Source organism: Pollutimonas thiosulfatoxidans, from assembly GCF_004022565.1.
GTDB lineage: Bacteria > Pseudomonadota > Gammaproteobacteria > Burkholderiales > Burkholderiaceae_B > Pusillimonas_D > Pusillimonas_D thiosulfatoxidans.
In genome coordinates, this window is the sequence record NZ_CP022987.1 from 41146 (window position 1) to 58039 (window position 16894).

The 16894-nt window shown below is 51.9% G+C and carries 16 protein-coding genes; 4 read left to right on the forward strand and 12 right to left on the reverse strand.

Annotated elements, in window-relative coordinates; all coding sequences use genetic code 11:
- Positions 1-50: 50 nt before the first annotated feature.
- Together CKA81_RS00200 and CKA81_RS00205 are read right to left on the reverse strand one after the other, a co-directional pair.
- Positions 51-2942, reverse strand: coding sequence for an AAA family ATPase (locus tag CKA81_RS00200; RefSeq protein WP_128353489.1), 2892 nt, complete (start codon positions 2940-2942; stop codon positions 51-53).
- Positions 2939-4066, reverse strand: coding sequence for a Fic family protein (locus CKA81_RS00205; RefSeq protein WP_128353490.1), 1128 nt, complete (start codon positions 4064-4066; stop codon positions 2939-2941). The genes CKA81_RS00200 and CKA81_RS00205 overlap by 4 nt, the downstream gene beginning before the upstream one ends.
- 296 nt (positions 4067-4362) lie before the next feature.
- Between CKA81_RS00205 and CKA81_RS00210 the strand changes: the two genes are divergently transcribed.
- From CKA81_RS00210 to CKA81_RS17495, 3 genes are read left to right on the forward strand one after another with little or no spacing between them, the layout of a single operon-like run.
- Positions 4363-5106, forward strand: coding sequence for a type IV toxin-antitoxin system AbiEi family antitoxin domain-containing protein (locus tag CKA81_RS00210; RefSeq protein WP_128353491.1), 744 nt, complete (start codon positions 4363-4365; stop codon positions 5104-5106).
- Complete coding sequence (locus CKA81_RS00215; RefSeq protein WP_128353492.1) at positions 5103-6029, forward strand: nucleotidyl transferase AbiEii/AbiGii toxin family protein; 927 nt, start codon at positions 5103-5105, stop codon at positions 6027-6029. The genes CKA81_RS00210 and CKA81_RS00215 overlap by 4 nt, the downstream gene beginning before the upstream one ends.
- A 23-nt stretch (positions 6030-6052) precedes the next feature.
- Positions 6053-6133, forward strand: a complete 81-nt coding sequence (locus tag CKA81_RS17495; protein WP_128356413.1) for a cytochrome c3 family protein — start codon at positions 6053-6055, stop codon at positions 6131-6133.
- Between the two features lie 57 nt (positions 6134-6190).
- Here the strand turns inward: CKA81_RS17495 and CKA81_RS00225 are convergent, their stop codons facing one another.
- Genes CKA81_RS00225 through CKA81_RS00255 form a run of 7 tightly spaced genes read right to left on the reverse strand, consistent with a single transcriptional unit; the run spans position 6191 to position 11111 of the window.
- The gene (locus CKA81_RS00225) at positions 6191-7273 is read right to left on the reverse strand and encodes a type IV secretion system protein (RefSeq protein WP_128353493.1); all 1083 of its coding nucleotides are present in this window, start codon (positions 7271-7273) and stop codon (positions 6191-6193) included.
- 1 nt (position 7274) lies between these two features.
- Complete coding sequence (locus CKA81_RS00230) at positions 7275-7538, reverse strand: EexN family lipoprotein (protein WP_128353494.1); 264 nt, start codon at positions 7536-7538, stop codon at positions 7275-7277.
- An 8-nt stretch (positions 7539-7546) separates the two neighbouring features.
- A complete protein-coding gene (locus tag CKA81_RS00235) occupies positions 7547-7996 on the reverse strand; it encodes a hypothetical protein (protein WP_128353495.1) in 450 nt (149 codons plus the stop codon).
- 8 nt (positions 7997-8004) lie between these two features.
- Positions 8005-8715 carry a P-type DNA transfer protein VirB5 gene (virB5, locus tag CKA81_RS00240; protein WP_128353496.1) on the reverse strand — a complete coding sequence of 237 codons (711 nt, stop codon included), beginning with the start codon at positions 8713-8715 and terminating at the stop codon, positions 8005-8007.
- A gap of 25 nt (positions 8716-8740) precedes the next feature.
- Positions 8741-9748, reverse strand: a complete 1008-nt coding sequence (locus tag CKA81_RS00245) for a relaxase/mobilization nuclease domain-containing protein (protein ID WP_128353497.1) — start codon at positions 9746-9748, stop codon at positions 8741-8743.
- Entirely contained in the window at positions 9745-10290 is a 546-nt protein-coding gene (locus CKA81_RS00250) for a hypothetical protein (RefSeq protein ID WP_128353498.1), read from the reverse strand. Before CKA81_RS00250 ends, CKA81_RS00245 begins: the two co-directional genes overlap by 4 nt.
- Positions 10287-11111, reverse strand: a complete 825-nt coding sequence (locus tag CKA81_RS00255) for a hypothetical protein (RefSeq protein WP_128353499.1) — start codon at positions 11109-11111, stop codon at positions 10287-10289. Before CKA81_RS00255 ends, CKA81_RS00250 begins: the two co-directional genes overlap by 4 nt.
- A 924-nt stretch (positions 11112-12035) precedes the next feature.
- Here CKA81_RS00255 and CKA81_RS00265 point away from each other — a divergent pair.
- Positions 12036-13154 (forward strand): DNA cytosine methyltransferase, encoded by a 1119-nt coding sequence (locus CKA81_RS00265; RefSeq protein ID WP_199287556.1) that lies wholly within the window; start codon positions 12036-12038, stop codon positions 13152-13154.
- On the opposite strand, the gene CKA81_RS00270 is transcribed toward CKA81_RS00265, so the two are convergent.
- The 3 genes from CKA81_RS00270 to CKA81_RS00280 form a co-directional block, all read right to left on the reverse strand.
- Entirely contained in the window at positions 13138-14124 is a 987-nt protein-coding gene (locus tag CKA81_RS00270; protein WP_128353501.1) for an O-methyltransferase, read from the reverse strand. The genes CKA81_RS00265 and CKA81_RS00270 overlap by 17 nt on opposite strands.
- On the reverse strand, positions 14121-15512 hold the full coding sequence (locus CKA81_RS00275; protein ID WP_128353502.1) for an ATP-binding protein: 1392 nt from the start codon (positions 15510-15512) through the stop codon (positions 14121-14123). The genes CKA81_RS00270 and CKA81_RS00275 overlap by 4 nt, the downstream gene beginning before the upstream one ends.
- Positions 15513-15725: 213 nt before the next feature.
- Complete coding sequence (locus CKA81_RS00280) at positions 15726-16793, reverse strand: site-specific integrase (protein WP_128353503.1); 1068 nt, start codon at positions 16791-16793, stop codon at positions 15726-15728.
- Positions 16794-16894: the final 101 nt, after the last annotated feature.

Consider the following 16894-nt stretch of genomic DNA (forward strand, 5'->3'; position numbering starts at 1 on the left):
TACATGCTCCGTCGTTAGCCTTGCGTATTCACGGACCGATATTACGGAGGTCACACCGCACCCGGTTCGAACGCATCGGTAATACCTAAATAAGCTTCTTTAGCTACGAAAGCACTGTCATTGACTCTCCAAATTCCGCTTTGCTGGTTGATGTTGACGTCGTTGCCAAACAAAGATTGATCGATTGGATGCTGGGTAATGAACCGAAGATTGTCGGGCTTTCGGTGATCATTAAGAACCCACTGAATCCGTTTCCAGTCCTCAAAGAAATATTCTTGAAGTAGCGGAATCACGTTTAGGCGGAAAATCTTCGCTAAGTCAGTGAGTTGTGGTGACGGATCCGTCTTAAGCGACATAAAGTACGCATGGCCCAAGCAATGGTCACGATCAAGGAGAACTTCGATTCGCTCATTCAACGTTGCGAGTAGTTTGCCGACGTCAATGCCTTCTACAGAAACACCATCAAGCAGGTCGGGGCGGGGTGGCATTTCGCGGAAAGTAAAGCGCCGCCGGAGTGCAAGATCAAGACCCGTCAACGAGCGGTCTGCCGTGTTCATCGTCCCAATAATATAGAGATTGTCGGGCACGCTGAATGACGTCTTTGAGTAGGGAAGCGTTACTTCCAAAGACTCCGAGGCGCCTGCGCGTTTGGATGGCTCAATCAGCGTAATGAGCTCTCCGAAAATTCGAGAGATATTTCCACGGTTAATTTCATCAATAATCAGTACTTTTGCGCTGGGTGTGCTGGTCTGCGCTGTGTCCCCTGCGTAGGTGTAGGCTGGGCGTACTAGTCGATCAACGAGTATTGGAAGAATGTTGGCATAGCCATTAACAATGTACGGCTCAAGCAGCGTATCTGGTACCTTCTCGAAAACCTTCTTATCTCGGATGTCGTCAACACTGAGCTGGTCGGCTTGCACATAGTCGGCGAGCGTTTGCAATAAGCTCATGGCAAAAGGCAATGACTTTCCGTTTGGCTTATTCAGCTCTAGCAACTCGGTCGAGGACTTAGTAACCGTGTAGCCTGAACCAAATTGCTCTCCGACCATAAATTTGTTTGACGCCAAGTGAGTTATCTTGGGGGTAGACCCAGAGCGCAATAGGCCATTCAGCTTTTCTGAGTCATAAGCGGTAGGCTTAAGCTCATAGATGGTCATCTGGCTGAACTGGTTATTCATCAATTGGTCATGCGGTAAGGACGGTTTGTATACCCGTATCCACTTCACATCGCGACACTGACCGTAAGTATCTCCCTGCTCGTCTCGGTTTATCAGATGATAGTCACTGGTGATCTGACCAATCGCCCTGAACTTGAAGTTCCCTTCCGTTACAACCACTAGGTCACCGACCTTCATCTTGTTGACGAAGGTATTGATTGCCGTCAGTTCGTACGCATCGTCTTCTCGCGCGTAGCCATTGGCCGAAAAGTGAGCCTGAATGGCTTGCCGAGTGGAGCAGGAATTGAAGTCGAGCTGGGCGCCATAACCGATGAGTGCGTAGCCTGCTTCAATGCACTCATCGAAGATATAGGAGTCGTCACCAAGGCTGTTGCCTAGAGAAAGTTTCCAAATTTTTCGACCAGTGATGTCAGTGGGTGCAGTTGCTTGCTTGGTAATCTTTGCTGCGGCGGCATGACAAATGCTTTTGAATACGCCGTCAGCAACCTCATAACGTAGTTCGCCTTTGTCAGTATTTTCGGCGCGAAGCCCCTCTACAAAGTCTTCATAGCTGAAGCTCTGGTGGAATGTCACGAAGCGTACATTACCCATAGCGACTAAAGCATCATATCGGTGCTTGAGAGCGCTACGGTCATTGCGATGATTCAGTAGAAAGTTCGGGTCGAGAATTTCTAAGGCTGCATCGATAGTGGAAAAGGTCTTGCCTGTGCCAGGTGGCCCGTACAGAATTTGGTTCAGTGGCGGTGCGGATGAAGGTTGTGTAGCCATTGCGCTTGATATCGTCGAGGAATTTATTGTTTCGCTACTTTCGTAGGCGTCGCATAGAGCAATAAGCGTGGCTTTGTCGGGTACCACTACCTTAATGATCGGATTCCCCTGAGCCAATTTTGGGGCATTGGCTGCGAGGCTGCTACTGCGAGACCTCTCGGCAGGGTATGGCTCCACTTCAGTGAGCCCCTGTACGCTGCCTTCCCAGTCGCCAGCGCTTAAATATATTGTTGTTTTCTTATTATCCAGGGCCAGCCCTAGTTGCTCGCCTTCAGAAGTTTGGTATCCCGCCATCGTCTTGGTCGCAGGCTCGATGGGTGTGAAGCGTTCAGTTTCGTCAAGAAACGCCTTGGCATTTTCTGGTGTAAGTTCTGTTTTTATCTGACGTTGAACATTGGCCCAGACGGTGTCGGCATAATTGAAAATGCTTGTGCTCTGCTGGCCATCTTGGGTTGTAGCAGGGTTTTCCAACATGATGCGCCGCTGTAATTCAGCAACGCTTCTTTCTTTAGTGTTAAGGACGGCCTGAAGCCATTCAGTCTTATAGATAGGAAGAATGATGGGCCCTTCGCGGTTTTGATAAAGGAACGCTAGCTTCCACTTAACTGCAGGCCCTAGATCTGCTCCATCGATTTGGTCAAGCTGTCCGTCGCGAGCCGCTTTGGCTATGCTAAGAATGATCTTTTTAACCTGCGCAAACGCTTCTTCCGGTGAGGCGCCGTATTTCGTATACCAAGCATAGTCCTCGCCATAGCTGCGATCTGCGGTAGTGGCTTTCTCAATTTTGTTTTTTCTTGAGTAAATGCCAAACTTAAAGGCGGATCCGCCCCAGATTGACCCTAAGCTTTCAGTCAGCGCTTCCAGCCAATATACAAAGCAATCTTGATTGCCTGCCTGGCTATATTGCACCAAGGTCATGTCGTTCAGATTCTCTAAAGGCCAACGAGCCAGGAAGGCTGACCATTTTTCTTCTCGTTCTGATACGGGCTCGTTCATACTTTCTCTCTGAAGTGGCATATTTCGTAGTTCGTGCTTCGTCCGCCAGCGTTGGCTTTCTGAAGTACACCGTGCTGCAGTAGTTCGGTGATATCCCGTAAGGCAGTATCGCTTGAGCATTTCGCGAGTGCCGCCCATTTACTCGTTGTTAGCTTCCCTTCAAATCCATCAAGTAGCCGGTTCAATACTTTGATTTGGCGTTCATTCATTGGAATGGTCACCGTCTGTTGCCAGAACTTCGCCTTGACCAGTACCTGGTCCAGGGTTACGTGTGCTTGTTCCACGGCTTTTAGCAAGGTTGCCAGGAACCATTCTAGCCAGGTAGTCACATTCAGATCGCCTTTTTGCGTGCGTTCAAGAATGTTGTAATAGGCTTTGCGTTCCCGCTGAATTTGTGCGGATAGGCTGTAGAACCGCTGCGGGCTACCGTCAGCGCGGGTCAGTAGCAAGTCGCCAATGGCGCGGGCAATCCGGCCATTGCCGTCATCAAACGGATGTAGGGTGACGAACCATAAATGCCCCAGGCCGGCACGCAATAGGGTGGGTTCTTTGGAGTGGGTGGCATTTAGCCAAGCCAGGAAGCGATCCATCTCAGCAGGCAGGCGATTGGCCGGTGGCGCTTCATAATGAACCTTCGCACGGCCAATAGAGCCCGAAATGACCTGCATCGGACCGGTGGAATTGTCACGCCAGATACCGGCGCGAATGGGACTCATGCCTGAATAGCCGGTCGGAAACAATGCGGCGTGCCAGCCGAAAAGACGCATAATAGTCAGAGGAGTGGCCGCATTGCTGGTTGCGTCTAGTGCGATGTCTACGACGCCTTCTATATGGCGGTCTACAGGGGCCAGAGCACCGATGTCTACGCCCAAGCGACGGGCGACTGAGGATCGAACGGAGGCTACATTCAGCGTTTCGCCTTCGATCGCACTGGTCTGTACAACGTCTTCGGTGAGAGCAGCCATGCTGGCTTCAGCACGCAATGCCATGCTCACGTCTGCCAGGCGGCCAAGAAGTAGTCCTTGGGCACGGCTAACCGCCGCCAAGGGGTCTGCCAAGGCGGCTAGATCGTATTGCCAGTTGGGCCACTGCGGCGTTTGCCAGACATATTCACCGTTTTTCATGCGGGGATTGTGGGATGTTTCTGTCTGGCTGTCAAATTTGGATACAGGTAGCGGGCTCGAGTGTGTCGGGCGTAGAGGACCTACCGTCTAGGCTGCACCATTAGCTTAGATAGTCCGTGCCGTTATTGGCGGCTAGCCAGAAATTCCGGACAACTAAGTTTTGCTCCAGTTTTGAATTCCTGTTTTGTATGAAGTTTCAGCAATAGTTGTTCTTCTCGATCAACAATCGCTGGAAATGTATGTGGAATCCATGCGTATCGCTTGAAATTGAATAAAAATAATGCAATAGTTGTCATATGGTAGCCACTACAGATAAATTCTCATTCAAAGCCCTGCTTACGATACTCCCTCGGGGTGAGCCGCTGGACACCGCTTTTCTAAAGGAGAAAGGCCTGAGTCCATCTCATGCCGCGCATCTTGCCAAGGCGGGGTGGCTGACGCACTTGGGCAGGGGCGTGTATATGCTGCCCGGCGATACGCTGAGCCGGGATGGCTGCTTGGCTTTCCTTATGCGTCGCAATGAGGGGCTGCATGTCGGGGCCAGGACAGCACTGGCATGGCGCGGAATCAAGCACAACATCGCATTTCGGGAAGTGATCTCGCTGTGGGGGCCACGAGCGTTGCGCCTACCCGCATGGCTGATCAGTCGTTATGAATGTACCCATCAGACTACACGTTTGTTCGATACCGGCCTTGAGCAAAACTTTGGTCTGCAACCGTTGCCCGGTGGACATCCCGATGTGCTTGTCTCCGTTCCCGAGCGTGCGCTGCTCGAACTCTTGAGTGATGTGGGTAAAACCGAATCGCTTCAGGAGGCGCGTTCGTTGGTGGAAAGTACACGCAGCCTTCGCGCCGGCACTCTCGAAACATTGCTGATGCATACGGCACGGATCAAGGTTGTGCGCCTGGCGCGCGTTCTGTCAGAAGAGCTTGACCTGCCATGGGCGCCGCTTGCGCGGCAGATCAGCCAAGACAAAGGCGGGGGTACACGCTGGGTGGCGGTCTCCAAAGACGGGGAAAGACTGGATCTGAAGCCATGAAACAAGACTACATTGAGACAGTTCGTCTACTGATCGATATTGCGCCCGATATATTCGAGTCGCCCCGTTTTGCCATGAAAGGCGGAACCGCGCTGAATCTATTCTTGCAAGACATGCCGCGTCTTTCCGTGGATATCGATGTGGTGTTTGTCGATCACACGCTGAGCCGTGACGATGCGCTGCAGGCCATTGCCAGTGATCTGCATGACGCTTGTGTACGTCTTGAGCAGCGCGGCTATGACGTTGCTATTCCCAAAAGGCCTGGTGGTGAAGACGTGACGCTGTTTGTTCGATCTGACATGGCCGAAGTGAAGGTGGAGGTCAATCCGATTTTTCGGGGTGTACTGCTGTCTATAGAGAACGTTTCTCTCGCGTCTGCTGCGCAGACCTTGTTCACGGCAAACATCACCGTGCCTATGCTGGCGCGCGCGGAAGTCTATGGCGGAAAACTAGTGGCGGCCATGGATCGCCAGCATCCCAGGGATATCTTCGATGTCCTGAAAATGTACGAGACCTTTGGCCTGGAGGCGAATTTTGTGGACTGTTTTGTGGCGTATCTTGCCGGTCATAATCGACCCGTTCATGAAGTGCTTTTTAGCGCGGATGCACCGTTTGAGGCGGTCTACAACAACCACTTCCGAGGCATGACCCGCGAAGAGATTGCGCTGGACACTTTGCTGCAGACTCGTAGTCGGTTGAAGCAGGACTTGCCCAATGCGCTCACGTCCAAGCATAAAGACTTCCTCTTGTCGTTAGTGAAAGGCGAGCCCGCGTGGGAGCTTATGCCTTTTCCAAACTTGAGGAATCTGCCAGCCTTGAAGTGGAAGTTGCTTAACCTGAAGAAGCTGAAGGCCGCAAAGCCAGAGGTCTTTAGCCTGCAGCATGACTTGCTGCAAGAGCGACTTGATTCGATTCGGAATTGAAGCAGGTGTCTAGCCATTAGTGTGTGACAAAAACCGGCGACTGCCTATCCTGCCATAGTCCACACACCTCCATTTATTTGGTCATGACCAAATGCGCTACCTAATAGAGCAAGACAGTTTCAGCGCAAATCGGTACGCTGAAACTGTCTTGCAGCGTAGCGTTATTTGGAAGCCTTGCCGCCTTTGGCGCGGCCCCAGTTCTTGCCCATGTTCTGCATGACATGTTGCCGATAGGCCGGGTTCCACATGGTGTTTCCCGCTACAAGGTGGTTTAGTCGGCCACCTGTGACCATCATCCCAGACTGCATATCTCGTCGCGTACTGGATCCGTTGATAGCTCTTCCTGCGCTACGCAGCGGAGCCGCTGCACCTGACGCCATGCCACGCAAGGTAACTGCGGCGCTGCTAATGCCTCCGGCTAGTTGTCCTGCGACGCTATTCATTTCGCCCAACAGCCAGAACATGACAATTGTGTAGGTAATCAGTATCAGAGACGTGAATAGCGGATTCTGCTTACTGTCTAAGTCAACACTGTTGATCAAGGCATCGAATCCTTTAAAGGCAAGCCCCATGACGGCGGCGATAAGGGCAATTCGCAGCATGTAGGTCATAGCTTGCCCAAGCCAGCTATCGAAAAACTTGGCTGTGACTGGAAACATCAAAGCCATGATGAAAAAGGGACCAATACCAAGCAGGATGGTTAGGCCAGTCATGGCAACCACGATCAAGCCGCCGGCTGGTACAGCGATAAGGCCGGTTGCTATCGCAATGATGGCGGCGTTTAACATCTCACCAATTGCAGTCCCGCCCTCCGACCACCAGCTACGATTGCCCGCCCGCTCCCAAAGGTCGGCAGCAATACCCCAGCCTTTGCCTAAAGCGCTATCCACCACTTCGTAAACAGAGTTAGGTTCCGTGGTGGCATCAGCACCCGCAAAGGCGGCTGTAAAGCCTGTTTGCAACGACTGGAGCCCGCCGACTATCCATTCCGAATACATATCAACGTTAAGGGCGAAGGCAGAAATAAAAATAAGCTTCACGCAGGTTTTCAGGAAATTTGACATGGGCTGTTCAACGTACCCCCATCCGATCATGTAGCCCATGACGGTAAGGTAAAGCGTGGCACAACCTACAGCGAAAAGAGTGAACGCGGTTATCACACTCCCTGCAGTGACAGTGATGAATGAGCTTAAGGCCGTATCAAGAGGGCCGCCAATAAATTGGAAAATGGTTGGCCCGTTCATGTCAGTCCTTATTTTTGCCAAAATCAGCTGTGCTGGGCGTCAGCCATCCTCGTCGTGATAGCGCTTTTTCGTTATCGGCTTGCTTTGCATTCACGCAGTTAGGCGCCAAGGCTAGTTCGCCTGGATTGGCTTTGCACTTGATGATCATCGCCTTCCGTTCAGTGTCTTGCGATTTATACCAATCGACCGTTTGTACGACTTCTTTTTCGCCGCAACCGACTAATGTCGCGATAACGAACAAGAGTGGGGTGATTAGAGCTCTCATCTTCTGGCTTACCGGTATTTGGTCGTGTCATTGGTTTCTGCGTCCTGCATGACCGTCAATGCATGGTTAAGCTCGGCGGCGTCGATCAGGCGTAGGGCGGCCACGGTGCGCAATGCGCTTTCTCTACTGCCTGCCCAATGGCCAGAAAAACGTCCACCATTGCGCCCCAAGATAGAGATGCAGACGCACAGGCAAGCAAGGGATAGGAACGCAGCCAGTAGCGGCGATAAGTTCTTCGGTTGATCCGGGAGTGTGATTCCTACCCATAAGGCCAGGGCGATGACGAAGGGCAGGCAAGCGAATACTGCTGCGAGGATATCCCGCTGAAGCATGAAAGGTGCACGCCGTCCTATCTCTCGCATGAAACCCATTCGGCTGATACAGGCCCAGAATCGCCACATTGATTGCAATAGAAAAAAGACGACGATAAGGATGGGGATTTGGATGTATGAAATCATAGGTTTTCTTAGTTGATCGTTGGTTGAATCCAACCGCGCCGGGCGTTGGCTTTTGCATTGATTTCTTTCTGACGCTGTTGCTGTACGCGGTCTTCAGCATTGGCTACCATCTGGTACATCTGAAGTTTGGTTTGCTCGTTCTGAATCAGGGCTTGTTCAGCAGTGAGTCGGCCTTGTAGCTCTGCAATCGCTTTCGGGTCTGGCGTTTGATCAATTTTTGCCATAAGTTGGTCAATCTGATCGATCCGCGACTTGGCCTTGTCATAGGCATCCAGGGCAAAGCCTTTGTCTTGTGCCCCTTTTACGGCTTGAGTCTCGCAGGCCATTCGCTGCTGGGTAATCGTCAGGTGCTGGCAGCCGTCATAAACCTTGTTTTGGTCGTAGACCATAAGGCCTGTGCCGGAAAGCCCGGCATAGCCGTTGTGCTTGACCGAGTCGTAGACTGTTTGCCAGTCGTCCGGAAGATAGTCGCGTAACTCAGCATTATTCAGAATCTGGCCAAGGTTGCGGGATCCAGTCACAGATGCATACTGCTGTTTAAGCTGGTCTATCTGCGTAATCATCTGGTCATACTGAATTTTCCATTTCGCAACGGTTTCAAGCTGGTTCGTGACCTGCTGCGCAATAGAGGCGCTATCCGTAACGGGTATCTGTGCAATGACGGGTGATGAAAGTAGTATGCCCAACGCAATGGTCAGAACACGTGAAGGTTTTCTCATGAGAAATTCTCCTGGGATGAAACGACTACCGGCTTTTGTCTGCCAAATCGGAATGTGAGAGGGAAGATCGTGTGTCAGCGAGCTTGTCGTCGCGGTCGAGGGTGCGTGACTTAGCCTTTAGAAATTGAAGGACAGGCATTTTGGCGACGAACCGTGTGATATCGAGCGCAAGTTGACGGTCTGCTGCGTCTCCGGAGCTGAGAGCTCGGGCGATCTTTCCGTAGACGTGAAGTGCTTTCTTGGTTACGCTGAAACTGTCTTGGAGTCGGCTTTTTACTGGCTGGTTTTTTGCCTCAATTTCCGGGGCTTCCCGCTGCTGCTTATGTAGAGCTGTCTGTTTTACCGGGCCTCGTATAGCGCCACGCGCTGTGCGAGGAGTAGCATTTGCCTCGATCCCGCGCTGACGTAACGCCTCAGCAAAACCCTCCCTCCATCGCTGTAAATCGGCCTTGCGTGGGTTCAGTCGCGTCCCGTCAAAACCCAAGGACTTTACGCAAAGATGTACGTGTGGGTGACGCTCATCGTCGTGTGCCGCAAAAACATAAGCATGGTTGCTGCTGAACTCTGTAGCCGCAAATGCACGAGCAGCATCATTGACCGATGTTCTGTTTGTTCCTGGGGGCATGGACAGGACGATGTTGAATGCCTCTTTGTGCTGTGCCTCTTCGGGTATGCCGTACTGGCCGTATTTCCATTCGTCTCGCAGATCGCGTACCGCTTCGCGGCCGGTAATAAGCTGTCCCTCTTCATTTTCCAGATCAACCAGGCCATTGCGTGATATGTAGTCCAGGTGTGCCTTGATCTGTCGCATACCTTTGCCGCCGCCAGATATTTTCACCATGACTTCTGGTGCATTGCGAGAGGCAAGCGACAATTTTTCCCGAATCCTGGCGCTTCTCGTCCCTCCGGTCTGCTTGTGCGAGTGTGAGACTGCGGATCGGGTAATGGTTCGTTTACCTATCCGTCCTTTAACCTGTGGGTAGAAGATGCGTTCTCCCCAATCCTTCAATACGCCGTCGATAACCTGGCTCATTTCACTGTCCACCGGTCGATGTTGGCACGCATGACGCCAGTTACTTGTGCCGTGTGAGTTGCGATATGGCGGCTTAAATTTTCAATCTGTTCAGTCTTTAACCGTTCATGGGCTCCCGGATTCGTATTGATCTGGCGTGCTATTTGGTTAAGATTCCGCCCAAGGGCAAGCAGGCGTGAGTTGGATTCGCCCAAGACCCGTAGCTCCTCCATACCGAGTTGAGGCCGTGCGACCAGGTTGGCACGTATCAAATTGATTACCCATTGATTTGATGACATGCCCTGTTGCCTGGCGAATTCTTGGATGCACAGGTACTCGGATGTCGTCAACCGGATTTCTAATCTCCGTCGAGTAAGGTCTGCGTGCTCCTGAAGCTCAGTTAGTTTGCCTAAGGGTGAAGCCTGCTCGCCTTTTGCCATTAAGTGTCCAATTACCTGGCGGATGCCACGGCTGGGCGTCGTGCCGTATCTGATGCAGTGCTCCACCCAGAGCTGCTTCAATTCCTTACCAAGACGTACGCTAAGCATCGGGCTATTGCTCATGACGACCGCCGTTTGCCTTTAAGCATTTCTTGAATACTGGCTAGTTGCGCTAAGGCGAAGTCCGGGCTTGCTGCTGGTACTTGGGGCGCTTCGTCTTCTTGCTTTTCTCTTGTACCGCGCATTGCGATTTTCGCAGCGCCGCAAGGGTTGAATTCACCTTGCCGATACTTCTTCAATAAACCGTAGAACCACCGTGCTGGCGTTGTGCGAATTGTTCCCGCCGACTCTATTGCGGCGCTGAGCTCGTCCAATAGGCTCTGGGCGTCTTCCAGTGGTACGTCTCGTAAAGCATTGCTAATCGCCTTGGCATCGTGTGGCGATAACCTGGCAGGAAGCGATAGCGAAGGTGGTGCATTTGTCTCGTTATCGCTTGGCGTTGTAGTAGTATTTTTTTTATTTAGTACTTGTTCTGTATTAGTATTTAGTAGCGTCGGCTTTTCCGTTTCCGGTTTCTCCGTAGTCGGATTTACCGTGGTCGGGTTTTCCGAACGTGGTGGTTCGCTGTCCTGTTGAGGGATGTTTGGTTCATCTGTAATTTCCCATGATGTGCTGGCAAAACGGCCACGCGAGCCTCGTTCTCGTGTGATGGCCAAATAGCCGCAAGCCTCAAGTTCCTTTACCCGTCCGCGTGTCGCGTCCCGTCCGCTTGCCTTCTGTTTGGACAGATGGGATAACCGCAGCCGAAAATTGTCTGGCAGGTGGAGGACATACACGAGCAGCCCCAGTCCCCCCCATGACAGTCGTGGATCTCGGATAAGGTCGTTGGACAGGGCAGTAAAGTCTCGCTTTACTTTTCGTCTGATGATGACGGTATCGGTCATTAGACTGCTGTCGGGACGTCGAGGTGTAAGGCGTCTTTGACTTGGAGCGTACGGAAGTACACGCGTCGGCCGACCCGTAACATGGTAGGTTTCAGACGCCGCGACATATCACTATCTGAATAAAGCGCTACCCGTACACCATCGGGAGAGCGGCCTAAAATACTGGCCACATCTGCAATGCTCATTAATGGTCCGAAACGACCTAATAAGAACTCATCCGTATTCATCTATGCCTGCCGTAGTTAGCTGTAATTGGGAGTAAGTCTCGACCAAGATCAGAGCCGTGTCAAGCGTTTATGGTTCGTAAGCTGTTGATTTTTAACCAGAATATATCATCTTGGTATGCGGTGATTAGCTATTCGCGACAGCCAAAATAGTATGTTTTGGATTTTCGAAAATGGATTGAATCAATTAATTTTTATTAAAAACAAAGGGCTGCAGCCATTTAAGTTTTTAGTAAAAAATTTGATTTAAAATTTCTCGAAAAAAACATGTTTTTGTTTTGATACCACAGTCCAGATCGGATAGGGCGATTCAGTGGTAGAGTTCTGTCCCTGTGCCCGAGTGGTGAAATTGGTAGACGCAGGGGACTCAGACCAATTTGAGCCCTCATAGAGAAATCCTTGAGGTGAAGCCCGTCAAACTCGGTGAAGGCCCTGGACGTTTTGTCCGAGCTAATGCCGAGCCAAGCCTAGAGCCCTACGATTCTGGGAAGGTGTAGAGAGCAGACGGCGGGTACCTAAAGTCGAGTGACTAAGGTAAAGGCGTGCTCCAGACCACGAACGTTGTTCAGATCAGAACAACGGCGGCGAAAGCCGAAGTGGTAAGAAAATCCCCCGCCGCAAGGCGTGCCAGTTCGATTCTGGCCTCGGGCACCATAACATGCGATCGACAGGCGAGACTAAAGCAGCTAAAATTTGCAAGATGAATCGACCCAACTTGATCGACCTCTTCTCTGGCGTAGGCGGACTTAGCCTGGGTGCTGCCCGCGCGGGCTTCAGGGTGGCTGGCAGCGTGGAGCTAGATCCCATTGCTTCGGCTTCCCACCAGTTTAATTTTCCGGGTACTAAGCACTTGAAAGAGGACGTTGCCACTTTGACTGGGGACCTTCTGCTCGCTTCATGTGGTGTTGTGCCCGGTACGCTCTCGGGGCTGATCGGCGGTCCGCCTTGCCAAGGGTTCAGTCTAATCGGCAAGAAAAGTGTGGAAGATCCCCGCAACCAACTGTTTGGTCACTTCTTTCGGCTTGTTGCCGAAACCCGACCCGCCTTTTTTGTGGCTGAGAACGTCATGGGTATCCTGCGAAAGGAAAACGCCAAGATTATCGAGGCCGCGTTCTCCCACTTGCCATCTTGCTACCGCATGCTGGCTCCAATCAAGGTCAAGGCCAGTGACTACGGAGCGCCGACCACTCGCACGCGTGTATTCTTTGTCGGGTTCGATCCATCGCGTATCGCATCGCTGACGGAGAAGTCGTTTGCTCCAGATCCGGGGATTATCCAGATCAAGGTGAAGGATGCTTTGATGGGTCTTCCGGATGTTCATAAGGACTGGCAGAAGGAGGTCCAAAGCTGGCGGACAGTCCGACGGCTTGGCGAAGGGGAGTTTGCTGACCGCGTGTCTGGGCATGTACCGATGGGTGTGGGAAACCAAGCTGCGCTGGAAAAGGCGACCATGCGTAAAGTGTCGGGTTTTCTTGGGACTCGGCATTCCGAAGAAACTGTTGCTCGTTTCGCGAAGCTAGCGCTGGGCGAGGTGGATGCTGTCTATCGTTCTCCGCGGCTGGATCCGAATGGGTTCTGTCCCACGCTTCGCGCCGGCACCAACGCCGACAAGGGCAGCTTTCAAGCCGTACGGCCGATCCATCCAAGGAAACCTCGCGTGATTTCGCCACGTGAAGCAGCTAGGTTGCAAGGGTTCCCCGACTGGTTCGTGTTCCATCCGACCAAGTGGCATGCTTTTCGCCAGATTGGCAACAGCGTCAGTCCGATCGTGGCAGAAAGACTGCTCGCATCGATTCGTTTGGCTATAGGTTCGCCCTGACAAATTCTGGGTAGATGCGATAGAACTTGGCGAACGAGGTTACGGCTTGTGGCGGAATGCCCGCAGGATTGATTACTTGCCCGAGAGTATTCTTAGCGTCTTGGACCGAACCGTTAGGCTGTATCTTCTCTAGCTCCATTCTCTCCCTTAAAGAGAGCACTGGAAGGTCAATATCAATTGGATACTTCCAGTCGAGCATGGCGAAAGGCCAGTGAGAAAGTCGGCTGCTCACGGGAAATTCATCAGTGCAAGCCTCATTCGGGTCGAGGATTATTCCCGTTGCGGTAAGCATGATCGTCCCGTCGGAGTAAGAGAATGCGGTAAGCGGCTGTACGTCAAGACTGGTGTTGTTGACAGCCCGTTTGGCCGCATTGTGCAGTGCTTGGAGCAGTAAAGTAGGATATTTATTGGCCTTGAAGTCCTCGGGATTAATAGTCGATGGTTTGTCTAACCCGACTCGTTCTTCAAATGCCTGTCTGCGCAAAGAGGCAAGCTCGTGCTGCTTAATATTGCCCGGGTCTTCCCTTAGGGCAGCGACGGACGCGTTTAGTGTCACTTTGAAGATGTCGCCATGTGCCAGATTTTTGACGAGCTTGAATGTGTCGTCGAGTTGTTGCTTGAGTTCGCCTGGTGATGTGAAGTCTAGCCACGCAACTGTCGGGGTTTCTGCACGGAAGTTATCTAGAAAGGTTGAGGAGTCGGAGAGGACAAACTTGACGCAACTTAATGGGCAATTAAATCGCTGTCGAGCCTGTACGATTGCATCCCGCTCGATGCATGTCATATCCGAGATGCGCGTTGCAAGATGGAGAGCCTTAAAGTCCTCCATGAATGGCCCGCCCAACCCTACATATTGGTAGCTAGAGATGTTGAATGATGTCCGACCAATCCTGTTAAGCAAATCTAGAAAGAGTGCGCGTTCGACGGCTTTGTTTGGACGGAGATGATAGGCAATGTTTCCGCCGGTCATCTTTCTAGCTCCTTGAGGGCCCTCGCGAAACATTCTTCACCAACCTCTGAGGGTGGGGCGTCGGAAGTTCCGAAAAACTCCTGCGACAGCTGTTGAATCTCGTGTTCAGGACGGGAGAAACGGATCCAATTGTCTGTGTAGATTGCTGGTGTAGGTAATGATGGGCGGGACACTTCACCCCCAACAGGCTTGCGAACCTTCGTGAATACGAAAGCTGTGCTTTTGACAAGCTCGTTAGCGAGAACTTTCGTTACTTTGTCGGTGGCTTGCTCGCGGACACGCCTTTCCTTGGGGCGTTTCTTCCATTGATTCGTGTAATTGGTGAATTGCTTCATGCCCTCTCGCATGAAGTCCTTGATCTGTGAATACAGTTCGCTGTTGGCGTCCACGCCTCGTTTGGTAGTGGTCAGCGGCAGCTTTGAAGGATCGTTAGATTTGAAAATCACCACACCGGAGATCGCGACGAACTGTGTGTGGTAGGCTGGAACCGTTGCTTCACCCCAGCCAGTAAGGCGCGTCTTGTCCGCATGCAGGATGACGCGATCATTACAAATGATTGTCCAGCCCGCACTTTCGGAGTTTGCTCTACCCGCTAGCTCTTGGTCTTCGTCTTCTTCGGTGGGCGAATTTCGATACAGGCCGACTGAGAGGTAAACATCGACACCGTCATCTTTGCCGTCGCGGCGATAGATGTATGGACCAATACTGTTGCCACTGTCGTCTGTATCTGTTTCGAGGATGAAACCGACCTTTTTGGGTACGGGCGCCTGTCCGTTGATTGTGACTGTGAAGCCTTTCTCGATAATATAGCCGTAATAGGCTGATACTTCTTCCAGGAAGTCATTCAAAAATTCCGCTTGGGAGAACATCTTTGAGATGGCCGGGCGCAGTTCACTGACATGAATGGTTGTGCCATGTGGGCTGCTATTGGCGATTTCCTTGATGGAAAACTCCCACGTGTCATCATCGCTCATCCAGTTTGAAGGAATTTCTACGTTGAATGATGTGTCACTCCTCAGGCTGGTGACAGTGGCGGATTGGCCCATCTTGAAGATCGCTCGCTTCATGCCAATGCCATATAGACCGACGGTTGGCAGATCCTTGTCCTGGTCTCCGCTCTTACGTCCAAGGCGGAATGCTTTTTCTTCGGCCAACTCCAGAGGAATCCCACCGCAGTTGTCGGTTATGCGGAAGGTTTGAGAATCGAACTCGATCTTTGCCCAATAGCCCTCGTATGGCCGCTCTGGATTTCCGTCATGCTGCGGTGACCGCATAACACCATCCACACAATTATCTAATAGATCCAGTAATGCATCTTTCAGTTCGATGTCTCTAACCAGCATTTCGACAAAAAAACGCTTCGTGGGATGTGCGTCAGCGATAGCCATAAGTTCTTTGTTGCTCCTTTTAATGGACCGGTTGACCGGTCGGCCCTCACTGGCAGTCTGCAGGTCGCCAAATAGCCAAGGTGACCACAATTAAACTGGATTTAGTTAATCGTTACATTTTTATGTTTGATGAAATGGTTGATTACTTACGACTAAGCTTACCGTATAAGTATGTAGCCACACAACACCGCTTAAAGCTTCCTGTACTGGCATCTACTGCGCTAACTTATCCAACTTCCCCACCAAGTCCTCAGCTCTTAGGTGCGTATACCGCTTCAACATCTGCATAGACTTATGCCCGCTGATCGCAGCCACTTCCTGATCTGACAACCCGGCTTCCACCAATCGGCTAACCGCCTCATGCCGCAGATCATGAAACCGAAAATCCGTCAGGCCAGCTGCTTTCTTGGCATCCGTCCATGCCTTATCAAACAGGTACGGTCTCCGAACCCCATCACGGCCAGGCTCACCAAAGAACACCAGATCGGTTTCAGGAGGCCGCAGCGGATTATCAAGCGCTGCCTGAAAGCCGCTGGTCGCAGCTTTGGTCAACGGCACTGTCCGTGGCGACGAGTTCTTGGTGTGTTCCAGTCTTACAACGCGTTTCAGCATATCAACCTGGCCAACTCGCACTCCAGCAATCTCCGATAGCCGCATCCCGGTCTCTAGCGCGATTCGCACTATCCAGCTAAACATTGGGTTTGAGTAAGTATCTACCGCAGCCAGCAACCGTTTGTTCTCTGCTGGAGTCAACCGTCGATTACGTCCAGCGCCCGGAGCAGGGCGACGAATATTGGACACAGGATTGAATGGTAGCCCTATACCCCATTCCTTGATGGCGACAGTAAACAAATGGCCAAGCAAGGCCAGCTCTAGCCGCACGGTATTGTTGCTACGCGGTACACGCTTGCCGTTCCCGTCTTCATCGCCAGCCAGGCGTGTGTCGCGGTACTGAGCAACAATGTCAGCACTAAGCGCGGCCAAAGAGTATTTACCCAAATGCTTAATCAGCGCCTGGGCTTTCTTATGCTCACCGATTTGTGTGGACTGGCGCTTGGTCGGGGTCACTTCCCGCAAGTAGCGCTTTAATGCCGCCTCAACGGTCATCCGTTCAGCCGGCGCACGATGTATGTACATTCCGCGTACCATTTCGTCTTCGGTACGGCGCGCCCAGTCTTCGGCGTCTCTTTTGGTGCGGAAAGTTTTGGCGGTAGTAGGCCAGCCAGTTTTACGGATTAGTGCCTTCCAGGTGCCGGAAGGAGTCTTGACGATAGTGGCCATTCAGGCTCCGGGTGATGCTCGACGCTTCATCACTGTACCGAAACTGTACCTAACTCGCAATCTTGGAAAATCCCCCAGTCTTGGGGTAGAGGTCTGAACCC